This is a genomic window from Dactylosporangium siamense (assembly GCF_016862795.1).
GTDB lineage: Bacteria > Actinomycetota > Actinomycetes > Mycobacteriales > Micromonosporaceae > Dactylosporangium > Dactylosporangium siamense.
The window spans coordinates 15713-35556 of record NZ_BONQ01000082.1; the positions used below are offsets into that span (position 1 = coordinate 15713).

At 71.4% G+C, this 19844-nt stretch carries 11 protein-coding genes; 4 read left to right on the forward strand and 7 right to left on the reverse strand.

Features of this window, described 5'->3' with window-relative positions; translation table 11 throughout:
• Positions 1–257 precede the first annotated feature (257 nt).
• Positions 258–3695 (forward strand): NB-ARC domain-containing protein, encoded by a 3438-nt coding sequence (locus Dsi01nite_RS58425; RefSeq protein WP_203849019.1) that lies wholly within the window; start codon positions 258–260, stop codon positions 3693–3695.
• Here Dsi01nite_RS58425 and Dsi01nite_RS26705 read toward each other — a convergent pair.
• The 4 genes from Dsi01nite_RS26705 to Dsi01nite_RS26720 form a co-directional block, all read right to left on the reverse strand.
• On the reverse strand, positions 3670–5454 hold the full coding sequence (locus tag Dsi01nite_RS26705; protein ID WP_203849020.1) for a sensor histidine kinase: 1785 nt from the start codon (positions 5452–5454) through the stop codon (positions 3670–3672). The two genes, Dsi01nite_RS58425 and Dsi01nite_RS26705, sit on opposite strands and share 26 nt — an antisense overlap.
• Positions 5455–5603: 149 nt before the next feature.
• Complete coding sequence (locus Dsi01nite_RS26710) at positions 5604–6122, reverse strand: GAF domain-containing protein (protein WP_203849021.1); 519 nt, start codon at positions 6120–6122, stop codon at positions 5604–5606.
• Positions 6123–6194: 72 nt separating this feature from the next.
• The gene (locus tag Dsi01nite_RS26715; protein ID WP_203849022.1) at positions 6195–11603 is read right to left on the reverse strand and encodes an AAA family ATPase; all 5409 of its coding nucleotides are present in this window, start codon (positions 11601–11603) and stop codon (positions 6195–6197) included.
• Positions 11604–12026: 423 nt separating this feature from the next.
• The gene (locus tag Dsi01nite_RS26720; RefSeq protein ID WP_203849023.1) at positions 12027–12458 is read right to left on the reverse strand and encodes a DUF7144 family membrane protein; all 432 of its coding nucleotides are present in this window, start codon (positions 12456–12458) and stop codon (positions 12027–12029) included.
• 418 nt (positions 12459–12876) lie between these two features.
• Here Dsi01nite_RS26720 and Dsi01nite_RS26725 point away from each other — a divergent pair, with 418 nt between their 5' ends.
• Both Dsi01nite_RS26725 and Dsi01nite_RS26730 read left to right on the forward strand, forming a co-directional pair.
• On the forward strand, positions 12877–14202 hold the full coding sequence (locus tag Dsi01nite_RS26725) for a diacylglycerol/lipid kinase family protein (RefSeq protein ID WP_203849024.1): 1326 nt from the start codon (positions 12877–12879) through the stop codon (positions 14200–14202).
• A complete protein-coding gene (locus Dsi01nite_RS26730; RefSeq protein ID WP_239136189.1) occupies positions 14199–15005 on the forward strand; it encodes a metallophosphoesterase family protein in 807 nt (268 codons plus the stop codon). Before Dsi01nite_RS26725 ends, Dsi01nite_RS26730 begins: the two co-directional genes overlap by 4 nt.
• 78 nt (positions 15006–15083) lie before the next feature.
• Here the strand turns inward: Dsi01nite_RS26730 and Dsi01nite_RS26735 are convergent, their stop codons facing one another.
• From Dsi01nite_RS26735 to Dsi01nite_RS26745, 3 genes are all read right to left on the reverse strand, one after another.
• Complete coding sequence (locus Dsi01nite_RS26735; RefSeq protein ID WP_203849025.1) at positions 15084–16118, reverse strand: cellulase family glycosylhydrolase; 1035 nt, start codon at positions 16116–16118, stop codon at positions 15084–15086.
• Between the two features lie 86 nt (positions 16119–16204).
• Positions 16205–16864: a DUF6226 family protein gene (locus Dsi01nite_RS26740; protein WP_203849026.1), complete on the reverse strand. Its 660-nt coding sequence runs from the start codon at positions 16862–16864 to the stop codon at positions 16205–16207.
• A 49-nt stretch (positions 16865–16913) separates the two neighbouring features.
• The gene (locus Dsi01nite_RS26745) at positions 16914–17537 is read right to left on the reverse strand and encodes a maleylpyruvate isomerase family mycothiol-dependent enzyme (RefSeq protein ID WP_203849027.1); all 624 of its coding nucleotides are present in this window, start codon (positions 17535–17537) and stop codon (positions 16914–16916) included.
• Between the two features lie 152 nt (positions 17538–17689).
• Here Dsi01nite_RS26745 and Dsi01nite_RS26750 point away from each other — a divergent pair, with 152 nt between their 5' ends.
• Complete coding sequence (locus Dsi01nite_RS26750; RefSeq protein ID WP_203849028.1) at positions 17690–19804, forward strand: cellulase family glycosylhydrolase; 2115 nt, start codon at positions 17690–17692, stop codon at positions 19802–19804.
• The last annotated feature ends 40 nt before the right edge of the window (positions 19805–19844 follow it).

Sequence of the window (19844 nt, forward strand, 5' to 3'; positions counted from 1 at the left end):
CACCGAGACGATCACCGCAGCCCGGCGTCGCCTCACGGTCATCAATTCAGCCGACTCGGCTGGTGACCGAGCGTGTGTGGGTGGGCTTGGATGGGTGGTTGTTCGCGAGAATAGGGGCATTGACGCGGCGTCGGTGGCGGCTGGTTGTGGTTGTTGTTGCCGTGGTGGTAGGGGTAGCTGCCACCACGCTGGCGGGGATTGCGGGAGCTGCGGCGACGGGCGGTTCTGTCGGGTGGTGGCCGTTGTGGTTGCCGTCGATGAATGACAACTATCTCCTGTGGTTGGCGGGGTCGACGGCGGCGGTGGCCGGTTCGGGGTGCTTCGGGTGGTGGTCGCAGCGGTGGTATGAGCACGGTCTGGCGGAGTTGGTGCCGGCGGAGCAGCGACCGGAGTCGTGGCTGGTGGACCGGCCGGTCGAGGTGGCGGAGATCAGTGTTGCGTTGCGCAGCAGGCGCGGTGCGGGGACGGTCGGGATCACGACGGCTGTGCATGGCGCCGGTGGGTTTGGCAAGACGTCGGTGGCACGGATGGTGCGGGTGGATCGGCGCGTGCTGCGCCGGTTCGACGGCCGCGTGTACTGGGTGACGCTGGGCCGGGACCTGCGTCATGGTGCGCTGGTGGAGAAGGTCAACGACCTGATCCGGCGGGTCGACGCCGACCGGGCGGAGCCGTTCACCGACGTGCGGCAGGCGGCGGAGCATCTGGCGGCGGTGCTGGCTGAGGGGCCTCGGCGGTTGATCGTGCTCGACGATGTGTGGTTCGACGATCAGCTCGCCGCATTCCCGGTGGCGGGCAGGTGCGCTCGGTTGGTGACGACCCGGAAGCCGTCGCTGGTGGCCGGCCAGTCGTTCGGGGTGCGGGTGGATCAGATGTCGCAGGAGCAGGCGCGGCGAGTGCTGACTGCTGATCTGCCCGGGTTGTCGCCGGCGGCGGTGGAGGCGTTGTTGGTGGAGACGGGTCGGTGGCCACTGCTGCTGCGGCTGACCAACCGGAACCTGCTCGCACAGACACAGTCACACACCGATCTGGCCGTGCTGGCGGACGACCTGCTGCAGCGGCTGCGCCGCGACGGTCCGTTACGCGCGGCCGGGCACCTGCCGGACGTCGGCGACATACAGCAGCTCGACGTCAGCGATCCGGACCAACGAAGCAAGGCGGTGTCGGCCACGATCGAGGCAAGCGTCGGTCTCCTCACCACCGAGGACCGCGCTCGGCTGACCGAGCTGGCAATCTTTGTCGAGGACGAGACCATCCCGGTCAACCTGGTGGCGGCGCTGTGGCGAGCCACCGGAGGGCACGACGGGGCACAAACCCGAATGCTGTGCGCAAGGCTGACAGACCTGGCCCTGCTGACGCTTACTCCGACCGGCGACGGTGGCACGATCGGCCTGCACGACGTGATCCGTGACTACCTGCACGAGCAACTCGGCGCCCGGGAGCGCCAGGTGCATGCGATGCTCCTCGACGCGGTCGCTGCCGACCTGGGCGGGGATCCGGCTGACTCCGGTGGTGGATCGGTAGCGGTGGTGGCCTGGTGGCAGCTGCCGGTGCAGGCCCGGTACATGCGCGAGCACCTGATCGAGCACATGCTCAGCGCCGGCCGCCGGGTTGAAGCCGAGGCCCTCGCCACAGACCTGCGCTGGGTCCAGTCCCGGCTGCAGGAAACCGGACCCGCCGGCCCTTTCGCCGACCTGGGCCAACTCGCCGGCCCGCGGGCAGCCCGGCTGTCCCGCCTGCTCGGCCAGTCCGCGCACCTCCTGGCGCCCACGGAGCCGCCCCACTCGCTGCCCGACATCCTGTGCTCCTTGGTCGCGCACGACCCGGACTGGGGCCCCCAAGCCCAGGCCCTCGCCCAGTCACGGAACACTGCGGCACTGTGCAACACCTGGCCGCTGCCCGACCTGCCCGACAGCGCATCACGTCGCGTCCTCACCGGGCACACCGCGTCGGTGTATGTGGTGGCGATCGCGCCCGACGGCACCTGGCTGGCCACCGGCGGCCGCGACGAGACGCTGCGGTTGTGGGACACCGCCACCGGCGCCGAACGCGCCCGGCTCGCCGACCACCCCAGACCGGTGCCGGTGTCCGCGGTGGCGATGGCTGCGGACGGCACCTGGCTGGCCATCGCCAGCGACGACGGGACGGTGCAGCTGTGGGATGTCGCTACTGACACAGAACGTGCCCGGCTCGTCGACAACATCGATCCGGTGTACGGGATGGTGATCGCGCCTGACGGCACGTGGCTGGCCACCGGCGGCCGCGACGGGAAGGTGCGGTTGTGGGACACCGCCACCGGCGCCGAACGCGCCGAGCTCGCCGGCTACATCGATCCGGTGTACGCGGTGGCGATCGCGCCCGACGGCACGTGGCTGGCGGCCGGCGGCCGCGACATCGTCGTGCGGTTGTGGGATGTCGCTACCGGCGCCGAACGTGGCCGGCTCGCCGGCCACACCAGGTCGGTGCGCGCGGTGGCGATCGCGCCCGACGGCACCTGGCTGGCCACCGGCGCGCTCGACGGGACGGTGCGGTTGTGGGATGTCGCCACCGGCACTGAACGTGCCCGACTCGCTGCTCTCGCCGGGCCGGTGCATGCGGTGGCGATCGCGCCGGACGGCACGTGGCTGGCAACCACCAGCGACGACGGAGTGGTCCGGTTGTGGGATGCCGCCACCGGCGCCGAACGCACCGGGCTTGCCGGGCATACCGCGTCGGTGTATGCGGTGGCGATCGCGCCCGACGGCACCTGGCTGGCCACCGGCGGCCGTGACGAGACAGTGCGGTTGTGGGACGCCGCCACCGGCACGGAACGTGCCCGGCTCGCGGACCGCGCCAGACGGGTGCCGGTGTCGGGGATGGCGATGGCTGTGGACGGCGCCTGGTTGGCCACTGCCGGCGATGATGGGACGGTGCGGTTGTGGGATGTCGCCACTGGCACCGAACGCGCGCGGCTCACCGGCCTGGCCGGGTCGGTGTATGCGATGGCGATCGCGCCCGACGGCACCTGGCTGGCCACGACCAGCTTCGATGAGACGCGGTTGTGGGATGTCGCCACTGGCACCGAACGCGCGCGGCTCACCGCCCTTGCCGGGGCGGTGCGCGCGGTGGCGATCGCGCCCGACGGCTCCTGGCTGGCCACGGCCAGCGACGACGGAATGGTGCGGTTGTGGGATGTCGCCACTGGCGCCGAACGTGTCCGGCTCGCCGGCGTTGCCGGGTCGGTGTATGCGGTCGCTGTCGCGCCTGACGGCTCCTGGCTGGCCACGGCCAGCTTCTCTGAGACGCGGTTGTGGGATGTCGCCACTGGCGCCGAACGTGTCCGGCTCGCCGGCCACACCGGGTCGGTGTCCGCGGTCGCGATCGCGCCTGACGGCTCCTGGCTGGCCACCGCCGGCGACGACGGAGTGGTGCGCCTGTGGGACGCCGCCACTGGCGCTGAGCGCGCCCGGCTGGATCACGCCAGGATGGTGCCGGTGTCCGGGGTGGCGATCACGGCGGACGGGACCTGGCTGGCCACCGTCAGCAACGACCATACGGTGAGAATCTGGCATGCCGGACGCGGCGACCTGGTCGCGGTGATGCGGACCCACGAGCGCATCTCGGGCTGCATCTGGAGCCCACATGACTACAACCTCCTGGCCGGAGGGCCTGCGGGCCTGTACCGCTTTGCGTTCACACCTCGTCGATCGGGATCTTGACCAGGAGTGCTGTGCCGTGTCCGACGGGGCTCAGGACCTCCATGTGGCCGCCGAGGGCCTCGATGTGGTCCTGCAGGCCGATCAGCCCGGACTGCTCGCCGGGGCTGGCTCCGCCGACACCGTCGTCCTGGATCGAGAGCCGGAAGACGGCATCCTCCGCTTCGGCGTTGACGTGCACCACGGTCGCGTGGGCATGCTTGGCCGCGTTGGCGAGTCCTTCGGACACGACGTAGTACGCGGCCACCTCGGCAAGGTCGGGCAGGCGCCGGTCGAGGTGCAGTTGGAGCTCCACCGGGACCGCGCTGCGGCGGGCGAGCGACTTGATCGAGGGGCCGAGCCCGCCCTTGGACATGATCGCCGGGTGGATTCCCCGCAGGACGTCCTGCACGCACGCGAACACGCCGTTCAGGCGCCGCGTCGTCTGTGACAGCTGCTCTTTGTACCTGTTCAGCTCGGGCGGCATGGTTGCCTCGAGCATGCCCAGATCGAGCCCGACCGAGACGAGACCCTGCAATGCGCCATCGTGCAGCTCCCGTTCGAGCTGCCGCCGAACGTGGTCGGCTGCGGTGACGATGCGGGCACGGGAGGCGGCGAGCTGCGCACGACTCCCGGCGTTGGCGATCGCGGCCGCGATGAGGTCGGCGAAGTCGGCCAGGCACGCCTCGGTGGCGGGCGGCACGGGCTCGGCCGTGGACGACACCACCGCGAGGACGCCCCAGAGCCGGCCCTGGGCCACGACGGGAACGCCCACCGCTGAGCGCATACCCTGGCCCGTGGCGTCTCCACCGCCGTCGATCCGGGTCGGGCGCCTGGTGCGCAACACCGTCGTGACGAGATGGTCCACTTCGAGAGGGCAGTTCGGCTCGTCGAGACCCGCAAGGCGGGTGGCGGTGCAGTCCGGTTCGTAGCGCATCAGCGCTGTGCGGGCCGGCCCGAGGGTCCGGCAGAGTTCTGCCGTTGCCGCGTCGAACACGTCGGTCGGTGCGGCCCCACGTGCGACCAGCGTGGCCACGCGCCGCCACGCGGCGTGTTCCTCCATGAGCACGATGAACCGTTCGCGGCTCGATGCGGTGATCGCCTCACGGGCGAGCGCGGCGCACAGCAACGACTCCAGCGACGGCACCACCCGTTGCAGCCGCTCGCGGGTCTGTTCGGGGAGGTCGGCCGGAACCAGCAGGGTGCCCAGGCGCGTCGTGCCGCCGTACAGCGGGAACGCGGCCCGCCGCTCGTCCCCGGGGACCGTTTCGAGCTCGACCGCCGCGGACCGCAGCTTGAGCACGTGCGCGAGCTGCTGCGCCACCGGGCCGAGCGCCGTGCGGACGTCGTCCGTGCACAACATGCGTTTGGCCAGCTCGGCGGTGAGGTCGGCGTCCTGGCGGTGTTGTGACGCCTCGGCGGCCCGGGCGCGGACCACGTCGGCAAGGCCGCTGATCACCAGCCCGGTGGCGATGAACACCACGACGGTCTGCAGGTCCCACCGCGCGATGAAATGCAACGTCCAGAAGGGCGGGACGTGGAAATAGTTCAGGGCGACGGCGCTGGCCACCGCCGTCACGACACCGAGCCTGGCTCCCCACACCATCGAGACGACCAGGATGCCGCACAGGTAGACCACGGCCGGCGTGCCCGTCGGAGCCTCTCCCCGGAGGGGAAACAGCACGATGGTCTCCGCCGCGATGAACGCCACGGCGACCATCAGCCCGAGCCAGAGCGGCGGCGGTTGAGGCCTCAGCAGCGACGGAACTCGGTTTGCGCGCACCGGCTACCGTCCTTCACCTCGCGTCGACACGCGACGCCGGCGCTGACCCATCACCGGGGAAGCCAACCGTGCGCACGACGCGCCCTCACGCAAAGGGCACGTTGATCTTACCGCGAAGCGCGGCGCGATCCCGGCGAGCGGGTGGTCTGCTACACCGGCGCGCCCGGCCTGCTCGGCTGCGGCACGGTGGCTGCCGGCGTCAGCAGGCGGGTCAGCGCTGCGCCGGCCGCCTCGGCCAGCGTCTGAAGGCGGGCCAGTTCCTCATCGGTGACATGGTGTGGCTGGATCCAGTAGGCGCCGATCGCCCCGAGCGGATCCTCGACGCGCATCGGGACGATGGCGAGGCTCTTCACGAACGTCGGTCGGTACGCCTCCTGCGGGACCCGCTCGTCGACGTGGATGTCCGGCACGATGGCCGGCTGACGGTTGAGGATCGCCCACCCACTGATGCACTGCCGCACCGGGAATCGTCTGCCCTTCCACAGCGGGCTCACCGCGTCCTCGTCGGCGTAGAAACAACATCCGTCTTCCAGCAGGACCACGGTGGACCCGTGGGCGTTCGCCAACCGCCTGGCGGCGCCACGGATGATCTGTTGCCCCTGCTCCAGGTCCTGCACCAGGGCCAGGTCACCCACTGCGGTGTCCAGCAGCTCGACTGCACCCCTCATCGGAAAGTCCGTCCCATCGCGATGTGCACGTCATTGGTACGGCCAGGTTGTCCCACCCTTCGCGAGATGTTGTCATCCTTTCCGGATGATCGTCGCCGGGTCCTGCGCCGCGGGTGGGGCGGCGGTGCGCGGGAACTCCACGCGCAGGCTGGTTCCCACGCCTCGGGAGCTGTTGAGCGAGAGCCGGCCACCGAGTGCCTCGACGCGGTCCCTGAGGCCGACCAGGCCGGTGCCGCGGGCGAAGTCGGCACCGCCGACACCGTCGTCGCGGACCACGACGCGCAGGACCACGTCGGCGGTGTCGGCTTCGACGGTGATCGTGGCGGCCGAGGCGTGCGCGTGCTTGGCCACGTTGGTCAGCGCCTCGGCGACGACGTAGTACGCGCTGACCTCGACCTGCTCGGGCAGCCGCTCCACCGGGCGCATGTCGAGGCCGACCGGGATCGGTGAACGGCGGGCGAGCGTGCGCAGCGCCGGGCCCAGGCCGCCCTCGGTCAGGATCGCCGGGTGGATGCCGCGGGCGATCTCGCGGAGTTCGTCCAGCGCGCCGGTCGCGCCGGCGACGGCGCTGTCCAGGGACGCGTCGAACTCGGGTGGCAGTGCCGCCTGTGCGGCGCGCAGTTGCAGCGCCAGGGCGACCAGCCGCTGCTGGGCGCCGTCGTGCAGGTCGCGCTCGATGCGCCGGCGCGTCTGGTCGGCGGTGGCGATGATCCTCGCCCGCGAGGTGGTGAGCTCGGCCCGGCTCTCAGCGTTGGCGATGGCGGTCGCGACGAGCTCGGTGAAGTCGGCCAGCCGTTGCTCGGTGTCCTCAGGCAGCCGTTCGCGCCGCGACCCGACGCCCACGGCGCCCCAGACCCGGCCCTCGACCTCGATCGGGCTGGCAACCATCGAACGGAGTCCGACGTGGTTGGCCTCGAGCAGGATCGCCGATACCGGCTCGTCCACATCGCGGCGAGCCGCGCGGCCGGTGGCCTGGACCGACGCCACGGCCAGGCGGGGGTCGGGTCTGCCGCGCAGACCCAGTTGGGTGTCCTCGAACCCGTGGCCTCCCATCAGCGTCGCGTCCCCGTTCGGCTCGAACCGGATGATCGCCGTGCCGTCGGCGCGGAAGAGCGCGCCGACCTCGTCGGCCACCGCGGCGAACACGAGATCCGGCCCCGCGCCGCGGGCGACCAGCGTCGCCACCCGCCGCAATGCCGCCTGCTCGTCGGCGATCCGGCGGAATCCGGCGTAGAGCTGAGCGTTGTCGAGGGAGACGGCGAGTTGGCCGGCGATGAGGTGGACCGCCTCGAACCGGGCGGTGGTGAAGGCGCCGCGGATGAGTCGATTCTCGAGCAGCAGCACCGCCTGCAGCGTGCCGCGGCTGAGGATGGGCACGGCCAGCAGCGAGCAGCACGTGACGTCGGTGAAGTACGGGTCGCGGGCGAAGCGGTCGTCGCGGGTGGCGTCGCCCACGACCAGTGGCTCACGCGTCCGCTGGGCGTATCGCACCACGGACATCGGCACCGCGTGTTCGGGGCCGGTGCCGTCGACCGGGACAACGCCGCCGTCGCCGCCCGGCGCGGGCAGCAGCCAGTCCTGCCGGTCGTCGCTCCACAACAACAGGAACACGCCGGTGGCACCGGTCATCGCACCGAGCACGTCGGCCACCCGCGAGTGCAGCCGTTCGACGCTGGTCTCCGAGCTCAGCGCCTGGGACGCGGACAGGATGCCGAGGAGATCGAGCGTTCCGGCCGTGACGGCGGCCCGCTGGTAGAGCGCGTCATCGGGCTGGGCGGTGCCCGGTGCGGCAGTCCGGTCGGGTGGCGGTCGCAGGGTTGGATACGCCCGGTCGAGTTGGTCGACTTTCGCGGTCGCGCCCCAGGCGAGGTACTCCCGGCGGGCTTCGGCAAGCAGGTTGTAGCCGGCGTGTTCGAGGCCATGGGCGAGGTGGAAACGGGCCGCGCGTTCGGTGATCAGGGCCCGATGCCATGGAAGCTGAAGGTGGGCGACCGCGCGCAGGGCGGTGTCGAAGCCGAGGGCGGCGGCTCGGAGGTTGCCGACCGCCCAGCCCCGCTCGGCCTCGACCAGCCGCAGCAGGTGCAGGAAGTTCATCGGCGCGTCCGCGGCGCGAGCGGCCAGCCACTGCGTCACGTCGTCCAGTTCGGACAGCAGGTCATCGCGCCCGCCATCGCGGCTGTCACGGATCTGCCGGGCCAGTGCGAGCCCGCGCAGCAGGTAGGCCGCGTCGGTCGGATACGGGCCCACGGTGCTCAGCAGCAACGACATCGCCGCCGCGGTGTGCCGCGTCAGGCCGGCCGGATCGTCGAAGATGGCGGCCGCCATCCCGTGGGTGAGATGCGTTGGGAGCGGCGTCGGCGTATCGATGGCAGACGCGTCGTCGCCCGCGATGTCCAGGCTTTCGCCGCGCAGCACATTCACCAACCACCGGTAGCTGTCGAGCAACCGGCCGGTCTGTTCGTTGCCGGTACGCCGCAGAAACGCCAGCCCGGCGTCGACCTCGGCGACGAAGCTGTCGAGCGTCGGCGCGCAGTCCACCAGGCCGGACACGGTCTGGTAGTACGTGTAGCCGGCGTTCGCCAGGTCACCACCGGCGATCAGCCCCTCCCTGGCGAGTTGGCATGCTCGGACACCGTCTTCGGCCGGTTCGAACCAATGACTGTGGCCGGCAAGCAGGCAGCGCGCCTGCGAGGTGCCGGGTTCGTAGCCGCGGGCCTCGCCCTGCGCCACAAGCCGCCGACCCGAGCGGTAACCGGCCGAGAAGTCCCCGCGCAGCACCGCAGCGGTGCAGGCCACACTGGCAGGGCCGAGAAGGGTGGGGTCCGGACCGTGCTCGACCCAGATCCGCAGCGCCTCCAGGCCGAGCCAGCTGTGCGTGGCGTAGTCGGCGGCGAAGTAGGACGCGGCCATGACCGCATTGAGCAGATGCGCCGTGGCGAGCAGCGCCGGGTCGGTGAGTTCCGGCCGGGTCAGGTCGTCGGTGCTGTCGGGGTGATCCAGCCAGCAGTGCAGGAACGCGAACTGGCGGTCGAGTTCGGCGGGGAGCCGGTCCGCCGCCGGGACGGTGACGCCGAGCGCACGCAGCGACTCGACGCCCAGCCTGGTCGCCTCGGCGGAACGACTCCGGTGGGTGAGGCTGCTGACCTGCACACCGGTCGCGTCCGCACAGTCCATGACGTTGGCGCACAGCCGCTCGATCCTCCGGTACTCCTCGTCCGCGTCGTCCAGGTGCCCCAGGCCGTACAGCGCCGCGTGGCGGGCGGTATGCACGTCGACGAGGGTGGCGGTCTCGTCCGGGTCGATCAACCGCAGGGCGGCCGTCAGCACCACGTCCACCAGCGCGTGGTCACCGGTCAACGCGGCCTGGCCGGCGGCGCGCCGCAGCAGACCCACGACCTGGTGCCGTTCCGCCGGGTCGCCGACCGCGCCGATCACCGGCAGGTACTGCTCCGCCGCGGCCGCGAACAGCTCCGGCACCCCGGCCAGCCGCCGCGCCACGGACAGCTGCAGGGTGCGGTGCCGGTGCGGGTCCATCGCGTGCAGGACCACCGCGCGGGTCTGGTCGTGCCGAAACCGCACCGCCTTCTGTACCCCGGCCTCCATCACGAGCAGGCCCTCGTCGAGCGCGGGAACCAGCCACTGCTCCACCGTGTCCACGGCGGTCGCGGTCTGCAGCAGGCTCAGCTCGGCGCGCCCGCCGAGACACGCCATCGTCTCGACCAACTGCCGAGACCGCGCCGGCATGGCCTCGAGGCCCGCCTCCAGCATCCCCGTCACATCGGACCGGCGCAGGCGACGGCGCACCTCCGCCTCGTCCCAGCGCCACCCGTCCACCGCCGCGGTCATGACGCCGTCGCGGCGCAGTGCGTTGAGCAGCTCCACCGTCTCGTGGGGGTTTCCGGAGGTGTACGGGCCGATGGTCCCGGCCAGACCCGCCGCCCTGGCCGGATCCACGTGCAGCATCTCGGCGACCATGCTGACGAGACCGGGGCCGGGCAGGTTGACCAGTCGCAGGTGCCGCACCCCGGGCTGCTCGCGCCATCGGGCCAGTGGCGTCGCCATCGGGTGCGCCGCGTCGACGTCGCCTTCGCGGTACGCACCCACGAGCAACAGGCCGTCGACCGGTTCCTCGCTCAGCAGCAGGTCGACGAAGCCCAGTGTCGCGCGCCCCGCCCACTGCAGGTCATCGACGAACACCAGGACCGGCCGGGCTCGTGACGCCACGGCGCGCAGGACCTGCACGGCCGTGCGCTGCATCCGCACCTGCGCGGTCAGTGGACTCCCGGCATCGGGCGGCACGCCGAGCAGCGCCGCGAACTCCGGCAGCACCGCCGTCAGCAACCCCGCGTTCGGCCCGAGGGCCGCCAACATCCGGGCGCGGACCTCGGCCAGCGTATCCTCCGGCTCGGCCAGCAGCAGCCGACCCAACGCGCGAAACGCCTGGTGCGCCGCGTCGAACTCCAGATCCCGCCGGTACTGGTCGAACTTGCCCACCACGAACCAGCCGTCCCGGCCCGTCACCACCGGTCGCAGCTCATCGACCAGTGCTGTCTTGCCCACCCCGGGCGCCCCGCCGACCAGCACCCCACGACACCGGCCCGCCAGCGCATCCTCGAACGCCGCCCGCAGCATCGCCAGCTCGTCATCGCGGCCCACCAGCCGCGACGGCGGCAGCAGCCGCAGCGGAACGTCACGCTCACCGACCCGCAGCGGGGCCGCGGCAGCTGGATCCGCGTCGCGCACCCGTTTCAGGTCGTGGAGCACGCCCTCGGCCGTCTGGTACCGGTTGTCCGGCTCCTTCTCCAGCAGATGCATGATGATCTCGGACAACGGCCCGGGCACGGCCCGGTTCACCTGCGCCGGCGCCACCGGTACCCGAGCCAAATGATCATGCGTGAGCCGCAACGGGTCACCGAGACCGAACGGCGGGTCACCCGTCGCCAGCTCATACAGCGTCGCGCCCAGCGCGTACAGGTCGGCGCGCTGATCCACCGGCCGGGCGGTCCGTCCGGTCTGCTCCGGCGCCAGGTACGCCAACGTGCCGACGATCTCGGTGTGATGCGTGAACTCGGGACGAAGCTCAGCCAGCGACGACGCCAACGCGAAGTCCACCAGCGTCAGCGCGCCGTCGTTGGAGATCACGATGTTCGCCGGCGTGATGTCCCGGTGCATGACACCGCGCCGGTGCATCCCCGCCACCGCCTGTGCCAACTGCACTGCCAGTCCGATCAGATCACCGGCGGACGGCGGCGTCGACAGCCCGGCCAGGCTCGTGTCACCGACGTCCGACATCATGATCGACCCGGACTGTCGGGGCGCCTCCACCAGTTGCGCAACGCCCGGGACGCCGCGCAGCCGCTCCAGCATCGCCGACTCGTGCTGCGCCCGCCGCGGCCCGTCCGGTCCCAGCGGGTCCTTGCGGATGACCGTATGCCCGGCGACGAACAGCCGAGTGACGCGGGTGTGTTCGGTCTCGTGCACGAGCTCACCCCGAACAGGCGGATCCCGGCCCGACGGCACCCTGCCCGTTCCCATCCGGCACCTCCACGCACACCGCACGCCGTGATCACCCGGTTCGTGCCCAGTGCCTGGGTGACCATTCACAATGCTAAGACGGAGGCGACGACCGACGGGTGGACGCGCTGGCCCAAGCGGTGCAGGAGCATGGGGGCGCGGGCTGGACCGACATCCGGCGAGATCGACCGCTTCCGGTCAGGACGCGCTGGTCCTGCCGCTACGCCACGGCGCTGCGGGCCAAGGCGCACAGTGCCATGCGCCGATACGAGCACGGCCACGAGAAAGCCGATGCTGACGTGAGCGCGCCTCACGGCGCGGGGAGAACCGTGGTTTGCGCGTCCCACTCCTCGTCCACGGGTCGGTGCTCGGCGCCAGCAGGGCCGGCCATCACGCATTGATCTTCCAGCCGTGCACCGCCAGTGCCCAGATCACGATTACGTCCAGCGCGATGATCAGCATCGACCACAGCGGGTAGTAGGGAAGGAACAGGAAGTTCGCAATGGCGCTCAGTCCGGCCAGGACGATGCCCAGGGCCAGGGCCCACAGCCGTCCGGAGAACACCGCGAAGCCGGCCAGGAGCACCACGAGGCCCACGACGAGGTGAATCCATCCCCAGCCGGTCACGTCGAACGCGTACAAGTAATCCGCCGTGACCACGAAGAACGTCTTCTCGACGATCGCGGCCAGACCCGCGGCCAGCTGGAACATGCCGACGATGATCATCACTATCCCGGCGAAGGCGGTGAAGCCGCTGGCCCACCTGGGGGAGGAGTTCCCACGGCCGGCCCCCGTCTCCTGCTGTGCCCCTTGCTCAGCCATGCTCGGCACCCCCTCCACTCAGGCGGGCGCCGTTCAACAGGTCACGCCGCGCGTAGCCCCGGTCAGCGTCCACAAGCCGGATGGGGGACGCCACCCGGGGAAGGATGGCACCGGGCATACCCCCGCAGAGCGCTTCCAACCGTCCGAGCGGCATCGAGCGGACAGCCGGGCGTGACGCTGGGGCGATGGGGTAGGTGGTCGCCGTGGTCGCGTGGTTGGATCGCTACCAGCGCCGGCACGCCTGGCTGGGGTTCCCGCTGGCGGTGATGCCCTGCGCCGAGATCAACATGATCGCGAACTCCCGCCTGTGGTCCCGGGTGCCAGCCGCGACCGGCGAAGCCCGTGGGCCTCATCTGTGCTGCGCCGATCGGCCCGGCCGCGAGGCGAGAGACACTGGCTGGGGAAGGCGGTGTGCGAAATGGACGAAGGGCGACCGGCGACCGGCGACCGTGCCACGACGTGGCTCGCGCGAGCGGCGTTCGCCGCGGCCGCGGCGGCCGTCGGACTGCTCGTCGGCGTCGCGGGACTGCGGGGGATCGGGCTGCTCGCCGTCGGAGCCGCCGGCGCGGCGACCGGCATCGCTGGTCTGTGGTGGTTCCTCACCCGCCGCGGCCTGCGGCGCCTCGCCGCGGCCGCCGTCACCATCGCCGCGCCGGTGACGGTGGTGACGCTGTACGGGCGGGCCGGGCTGCTATGGCTGGTGCTGACCTGCGCTGCGTTGAGCATCGCCGCAGCGGCGGCGGGCGGGGCCGCGCTGCGGCAGACCGGCCGGGCCGAGGACGCCCAGGGGTCCGAGGTCCCGCCGCCGCGGCACCCGTTCCTCGTCATGAACCCCCGATCGGGAGGCGGGAAGGTGCAGCGATGCGACCTGGCGCGCAAAGCCCGCGCGCTCGGCGCCGAGGTCGTGCTGCTGGACGAGGTGGGCACGTCCGACGTTGCCGCGCTCGCCCGCCGGGCCGTGCGCGCCGGCGCCGACCTGCTCGGTGTGGCCGCAGGCGACGGCACCCAGGCCGCGGTCGCCGCGGTCGCCGTGGACAACGACCTGCCGTTCCTGGTGATCCCCGCCGGCACACGCAACCACTTCGCGATGGACCTCGGGCTGGACCGCGCCGACCCGGCGAGCGGCCTGGACGCCCTCACCAACGGCGTCGAGATCCGCACCGACGTCGGGCTGGTCAATGACCGAATGTTCGTCAACAACGCCTCGTTCGGCGTCTACGCCGCGCTCGTGCAGAGCCCGGCCTACCGCGACGACAAGGCGGGCACCGCGCTGGAGTTGCTGCCCGACCTGCTGACCGCCGGACACGACCCGCCCCTGCGGCTGCGCGCCGGGCAGACGCTCGTGTACGGCCCGCCGGCGATCCTGGTGAGCAACAACCCGTACGCGGTCAACGACGTCATCGGCACGGGCCGGCGCGAACGCCTCACCGACGGTGTGCTCGGCGTGCTCGCCGTCAGTGCGAACGGCGCCTCCGACGCGGTCCGGCTTCTGCGCGGTGACCGCTCGAAGGGGCTCACCCGTTGCACGACCGACGAGGCCGTCGTCGACGCGGACACGCCGTGGATCCCGGCCGGTGTCGATGGTGAGCCGGCCCGGCTGTCCACGCCGGTCCGATGCCGCATCCGGCCCGGCGCGCTGCGGGTCCGGGTGCCCCGCAACCGGCCGGGCCGCGGGCCGCGGCCCCCGCTGGACTGGCGCCGGCTCGGCCGGCTCGCCTTCCCCGCCGGGCTGGGCCGGCCGTGAACGCAGGCCCGGCGCGGCCGCCGCTGGTCATCGCGCACGTGTCGGATCTGCACATCGGGGCACACCTGCCCCAAGTTGTCCAGACGCTGGTGGACGACGTCTCGGCCGCCGATCCCGCGCTGCTGGTCGTCACCGGCGACTGCACGATGCGCGCGCGGACCAGCCAGTTCTCGCAAGCCCGCGCCGTCCTCGAGCGGCTACCGGCGCCCCTCCTCGTGGTGACCGGGAACCACGACATCCCGCTGCTCGTGCTCGGCCGCCTCGTCGCACCGTACGCCCGCTACCGCACGTGGATCGACGCAGAGCTCGACCCACGGCTCGACCTGCCCGGCGTGAGGGCGCTCGGGCTGCAGACGATGCCCCGCTGGCGCTGGAAGAGCGGGCGGGTGAGCGGCGGGCAATCCGCACTGGTCGAGGACTTCCTCGGGTCGGCGCCGGTCGGCACGCTGCGCCTGCTGGCGCTGCATCACCCGCCGTCGGCCGCCGGCCTGGCCCGGATGCTCGGCCGCGCGGCGCTGATGCGTGCGGCCGCCGCCGCGCGCGTCGACATTGTCCTGGCCGGGCACACGCACGTGCCGGCCGTGCGCGCGATCGACCTGCCGTCCGGACACCAGCTGGCCGAGGTGGTGGCAGGGACCGCGACGAGCACACGGCTGCGTGGGGTGCCCCGCTCGTGGAACGTCATCCGCGTCGATGCCGCCCACATCCGCGTGGAGCAGCGCTACGAGATCGCCGGGGAGTGGCGGACCGGTCGTGTCGTCAGCGTCGAGCGCGGCGCAGGACGGCCTTACGCGCCTCGGTGAGTGACCACGCACAATGCCAGGACTCCACGGGTGGACCCGGCGTGAAGCTCGCCAGATCGTCCCACGGCGCCTGCACTCCTACGACCTGTAGACGGTCGCCTCATGGGACGTCTGCCGGATGCCGTTGGGACCGTCGAACACCCGCCGGCCCCACCAGGTGAGCGAGCCGGCGTTGAACTGCTCGACCATGTCGAGGTTGCTGACGTCTGCGCTGTTGCCGCTCCACGACCAGGCGAGATAGCCGACGCGGTCCGCCTGCGCCTCGGACATGATCGCGTCCTCGTCGACGTCGCCGTCGTGATGCGTGTACGCGAATTCGGTCACCGCGATGGGAAGCCCCGCGTGAAGGTACCGGCCGAGGTAGTCGTGGACGTTCGTGGCGCGGAAGAAGGCGCCGTACATGTGAATGGAGAAGACGGTGTTGCGATCCGGATCGCCGGCGAAGACGTCGGCGGCGTGGTCCCGCATGGTGAATGACAGGTCCTGACCCCAGTCGGGCGCGTCGACCATGAGGGTGTGATGGATGCCCGCCCGGCGCAGCCGGCGGATCGAGTCCGTCGTGTCGCCGGGCCAGGTGCGGACGTTGTCGAGGACGTAGGGCTCGTTCGCGACGTTGATGATGGCGTACTTCTCCTGGCCGACCAGCGCCTGGCGAATGCTGATCCAGTAGTCCACCGCCCGCGCCTGCGGAACGGCTTCCTTGCGGTAACCCCACCCGGTGGTGTCGTGCACCACCAGGACGCAGACGAGGTGGTTGCGCCGGCACAGCCCGATCAGGTGCGCGACGTCGGCGGCGTCGTCCCGTTTCGCGGTGACCCCGGTGGACACCTCGACCCGGACGGCGTTGGCGCCCATCGCCTTGACATCACTGAGCATCCGGGCCGTTCGCTGCGGATACACGGCATAGTTGTGGCCCACACCACGCATGACGAACTCATTGCCGTTGGCATCGTAGAGGCGCCCGCCGGCCACGTGGAACCCGGTTCGTAGCTGTTTCCCAACCGAATGATCCGGTCGCCCCACGAGATCCGAAGCGCGCGATCGCCCCACGAGGATGACCGCGACGACGACCGCGATGAGCACCGTGCCCGCGATCATGGTGCGCATGCTCATGACCGTTGACTCCTCCATGTGGGCCCGACGAGCGGGCGCAGGAGACCCTTCCCCGGCTCCGCCGCGCCAACCCCTCCCGGCATGGGTCAGTCGAGCCAGGAACGGCCCACGAAGGCCTCGGTGCCGGTGGGTAGCGGTGGGGTGTCGCCGGCGCTGAGCCGTCGGCAGAGGTCCATCAGGTGCCTGTGGTCGATGTGGTGTACGCCGCTGTGCGTGCTGCCGCCGTCCGGGTGCCAGTGCGCGTCCCAGCCCTGGCCCCGCAGCACGACGGACGGGCCGCCGACGACGGTGCCGATGGTCAGGTCGACCGCCTCGAGCAGGTCGTCGGAGCCACGGTCGCAGGCGTCGCAGCCGCAGTCGGGAAGCATCTGGAGCTGCGCCGTGGGCCGTACGACGCTGATGTGCAGCGCGGGCAGCGGCGTGTCGTGTTCCAGCAGCAGGAGCGGCAGCGTGCCGGGCCGCGGCGCGCTGATCCGGACGCCCCGGTCGAACCGGTGCGGGTGCACGCCGTCGTCGAGCGGCGCCGGGGTGAGCGGCTCGGCCACGGCGCCCAGCAGGCTGGTCAGGGCGCCGGTCCACGCTCGGGCGCGGGCGTGCACGATGGCGTACCGGCCGGGCCGGGTGAGCCTGGAGTACTCCTCGTCCCGCGGCGGTGCCGCATCCGGGTGCGGGTCGGGCCAGGTGGGCATGCCGAGGCCGGCGTAGTCCGCTTCGACCCGCGCCCGCACCTCGTCCAACCGCACCATCCCGCCGACGATATGCGGTCGCCGGCCGCCCGTGACGCTGTTGCGTCGCTCAGGACAGCACTGGGAACAGGTCGGTCGTGCTCCGGCCGGTCGCCGCTTCGATGAAGTCGACCGGCGGCGCCATCTGGGCGAGGAGCGCCGTGGTGTGCGTCAGGCCCTCGACGGGCACGTCCGGAGGCAGGCCCAGCGCGCGTCGCAGGTCGAGCAGGTGCACGGTTGCCTCCATGATGCCGATGCTGACGGCCTCGTCGAGACGCAGCATCGCCATGCCGAAGTAGTCGACGACCACGGGACCGAGCTGCCGCGCGGTGGCGATCGCCCGCGGTCCCGTGCCGGCGAACTGCTCGACCATCTGCGCCGTGCTGTACTTGGCCGCGTCCTCGCGGGCGCCGGCCGCGACGGTGTCCCGCCTGCTGTGGGCGGCCCCGTCCGGGGCGTTGAAGTCCCGCAGGAGCGCGGCGGCCGTGCCATGCGTCGGTTCGGCGTCCCGGACGCGGTCGACCAGGATCGACAGCATCCAGGGCCACGACCCGCCATGCGCGTAGAGGCTCCGCACATCCCAGTCGCCGAGCCGGGTCGGCCGCTGCCACTGCTCGTCGGTCATCACCCGGCCGTGCTCGGCCCAGACCGACCAGAGCGCGTCGAGCGTGGTGAGGCGATCATTGATCGTCATGGCTCGATCGTACCGGGCACGTGAAACGTTCACGCCCGGGCAGCGGCCGCGCCGTATGCGCGGTATCGGTGCATTGACAGCGTTCAGTGGGCGTCCCTACTGTCCGGCGCGCCGTCCGGATCGGGCGGGTTTCGAAACCATTTGGAGGCGTCATGGCCGGTTTGCTCGGCGGACGACACACACTCCGGGCCCGGCTGGCGTTGGCGATCGGTGCCGTCGTCGCCGTGTTGGCGGGCCTCGTCGCGGTCGTGACCACCAACGCCTACGCGGCGGCGGGGTGTCAGGTGACCTACCGGATCGCGAGCCAGTGGCCCGGTGGGTTCACCGGCGACGTGGCCGTGAAGAATCTCGGCGATCCGATCGGCGGGTGGACCCTGCGGTGGGCGTTCGGCGCCGGGCAGACCGTCACCCAGGCATGGAATGCGACCGTGACCGCATCCGGCGCGCAGGTCACGGCCGCCGATGCCGGGTACAACGGGGCCATCGCGACGAACGGGACCGTGTCGTTCGGCTTCAACGGGTCGTGGACCGGCAGCAATCCGGTGCCGGCGTCGTTCACGCTCAACGGCACGGTCTGCACCGGCGGCGTCGGCTCGGCCTCCCCGTCGGCGAGCGCCTCCCCGTCGCGCAGCGCCTCGGCCTCGCCGAGCACGTCGACGTCGCCGCAACCGTCCGGCGACGCCATGGCCGCCGTCGCCGCCATGCAGCCGGGCTGGAACCTCGGCAACAGCCTGGACGCGACCGGCGCCGACGAGACCTCGTGGGGCAACCCGCGGGTCACCGCCGCCCTGCTCGACAACATCCGCGCCCAGGGCTTCAACAGCGTCCGTATCCCGGTCACCTGGGGCCAGCACATGGGCGGCGCGCCGAACTACACCGTCGACGCGGCCTGGCTCGCCCGGGTCAAGGAGGTCGTCGACTGGGCGCTCGCCGACGGCTTCTACGTCATGATCAACGTTCACCACGACTCGTGGCAGTGGCTCAACACGATGCCGGGCGACCGCGCGAACGTCCAGAACAAGTACAACGCGCTGTGGACGCAGCTCGCGGCCGCGTTCCGCGGTTCGTCGCCGAAACTGGTCTTCGAGAGCGTCAACGAGCCGCAGTTCACCGGCTCCTCCGGCGATGCCCAGAACGCCGAGCTGCTGGCCGTGCTGAACAAGGAGTTCCACCGCATCGTCCGCGCGTCGGGCGGCACCAACGCGACCCGCCTGCTCGTCCTGCCGACCCTGCACACGTCGGCGGATCAGGCCCGCATCGACGAGCTCACGAGCACGTTCAACCAGTTGAACGACCGGAACCTCATCGCGACCGTGCACTTCTACGGCTACTGGCCGTTCAGCGTCAACGTCGCCGGCGGCACCAGGTTCGACCCGGCCGTCGAGCAGGACCTGGTCGGGCAGTTCGACCGGGTCGCCAACGCGTTCGTCGCACGCGGGATTCCGGTGATCATCGGCGAGTACGGGCTGCTCGGCTTCGACCGTCACACCGGCACCATCGAGCAGGGTGAGAAGCTCAAGTTCTTCGAATACCTCGGCCACTACGCCCGCACGAAGAAGCTCACGACGATGCTGTGGGACAACGGCCAGCACTTCGGCCGGACCTCGTTCACCTGGAGCGACCCGGAGCTGTTCGGGCAGATCAGGTCGAGCTGGACCACCCGCTCCGGCACCGCCTCGGCGGACTTCGTCTACGTGCCGAAGACCGGCTCGATCGCGGCACAGAACCTGACGCTCAACCTCAACGGCACCACGTTCCAGAGCCTGCGCCAGGGCAGCACCGATCTGGTCAGGGGCACCGACTACACCGTCTCCGGCAACCAGCTCACCCTGACGTCGGCCGCGTTGACCAGGCTTGTGGCGTCGCGGTCGTACGGCGTCAACGCGACGCTGCAGGCGAGGTTCTCCGCCGGTGTGCCGTGGCGGATCAACATCATCACGTTCGACCCGCCGGTCCTGGCGGCCGCGACCGGCACCACGGCGGCGTTCTCGCTGCCGGCCCAGTTCCGCGGCGACCAGCTCGCCACGATGGAGGCGAAGTATGCCGACGGCAGCAACGCCGGGCCGCAGAACTGGACGTCGTTCAAGGAGTTCGACGTGACCTTCGCGCCGGACACCACCGCGAACACGATCACGCTGCGCCCGGCCTTCTTCGCCGAGGTCAACGACAACGCCAGGGTCACTCTGACGTTCCACTTCTGGAGCGGCACCAGGGTCACGTACTTCGTGACGAAGTCCGGCAGCACCGTCACCGGCAGCACCTCCTGACCGTTGTCCGGCCCGCCGTGGAATGCACGGCGGGCCGGGC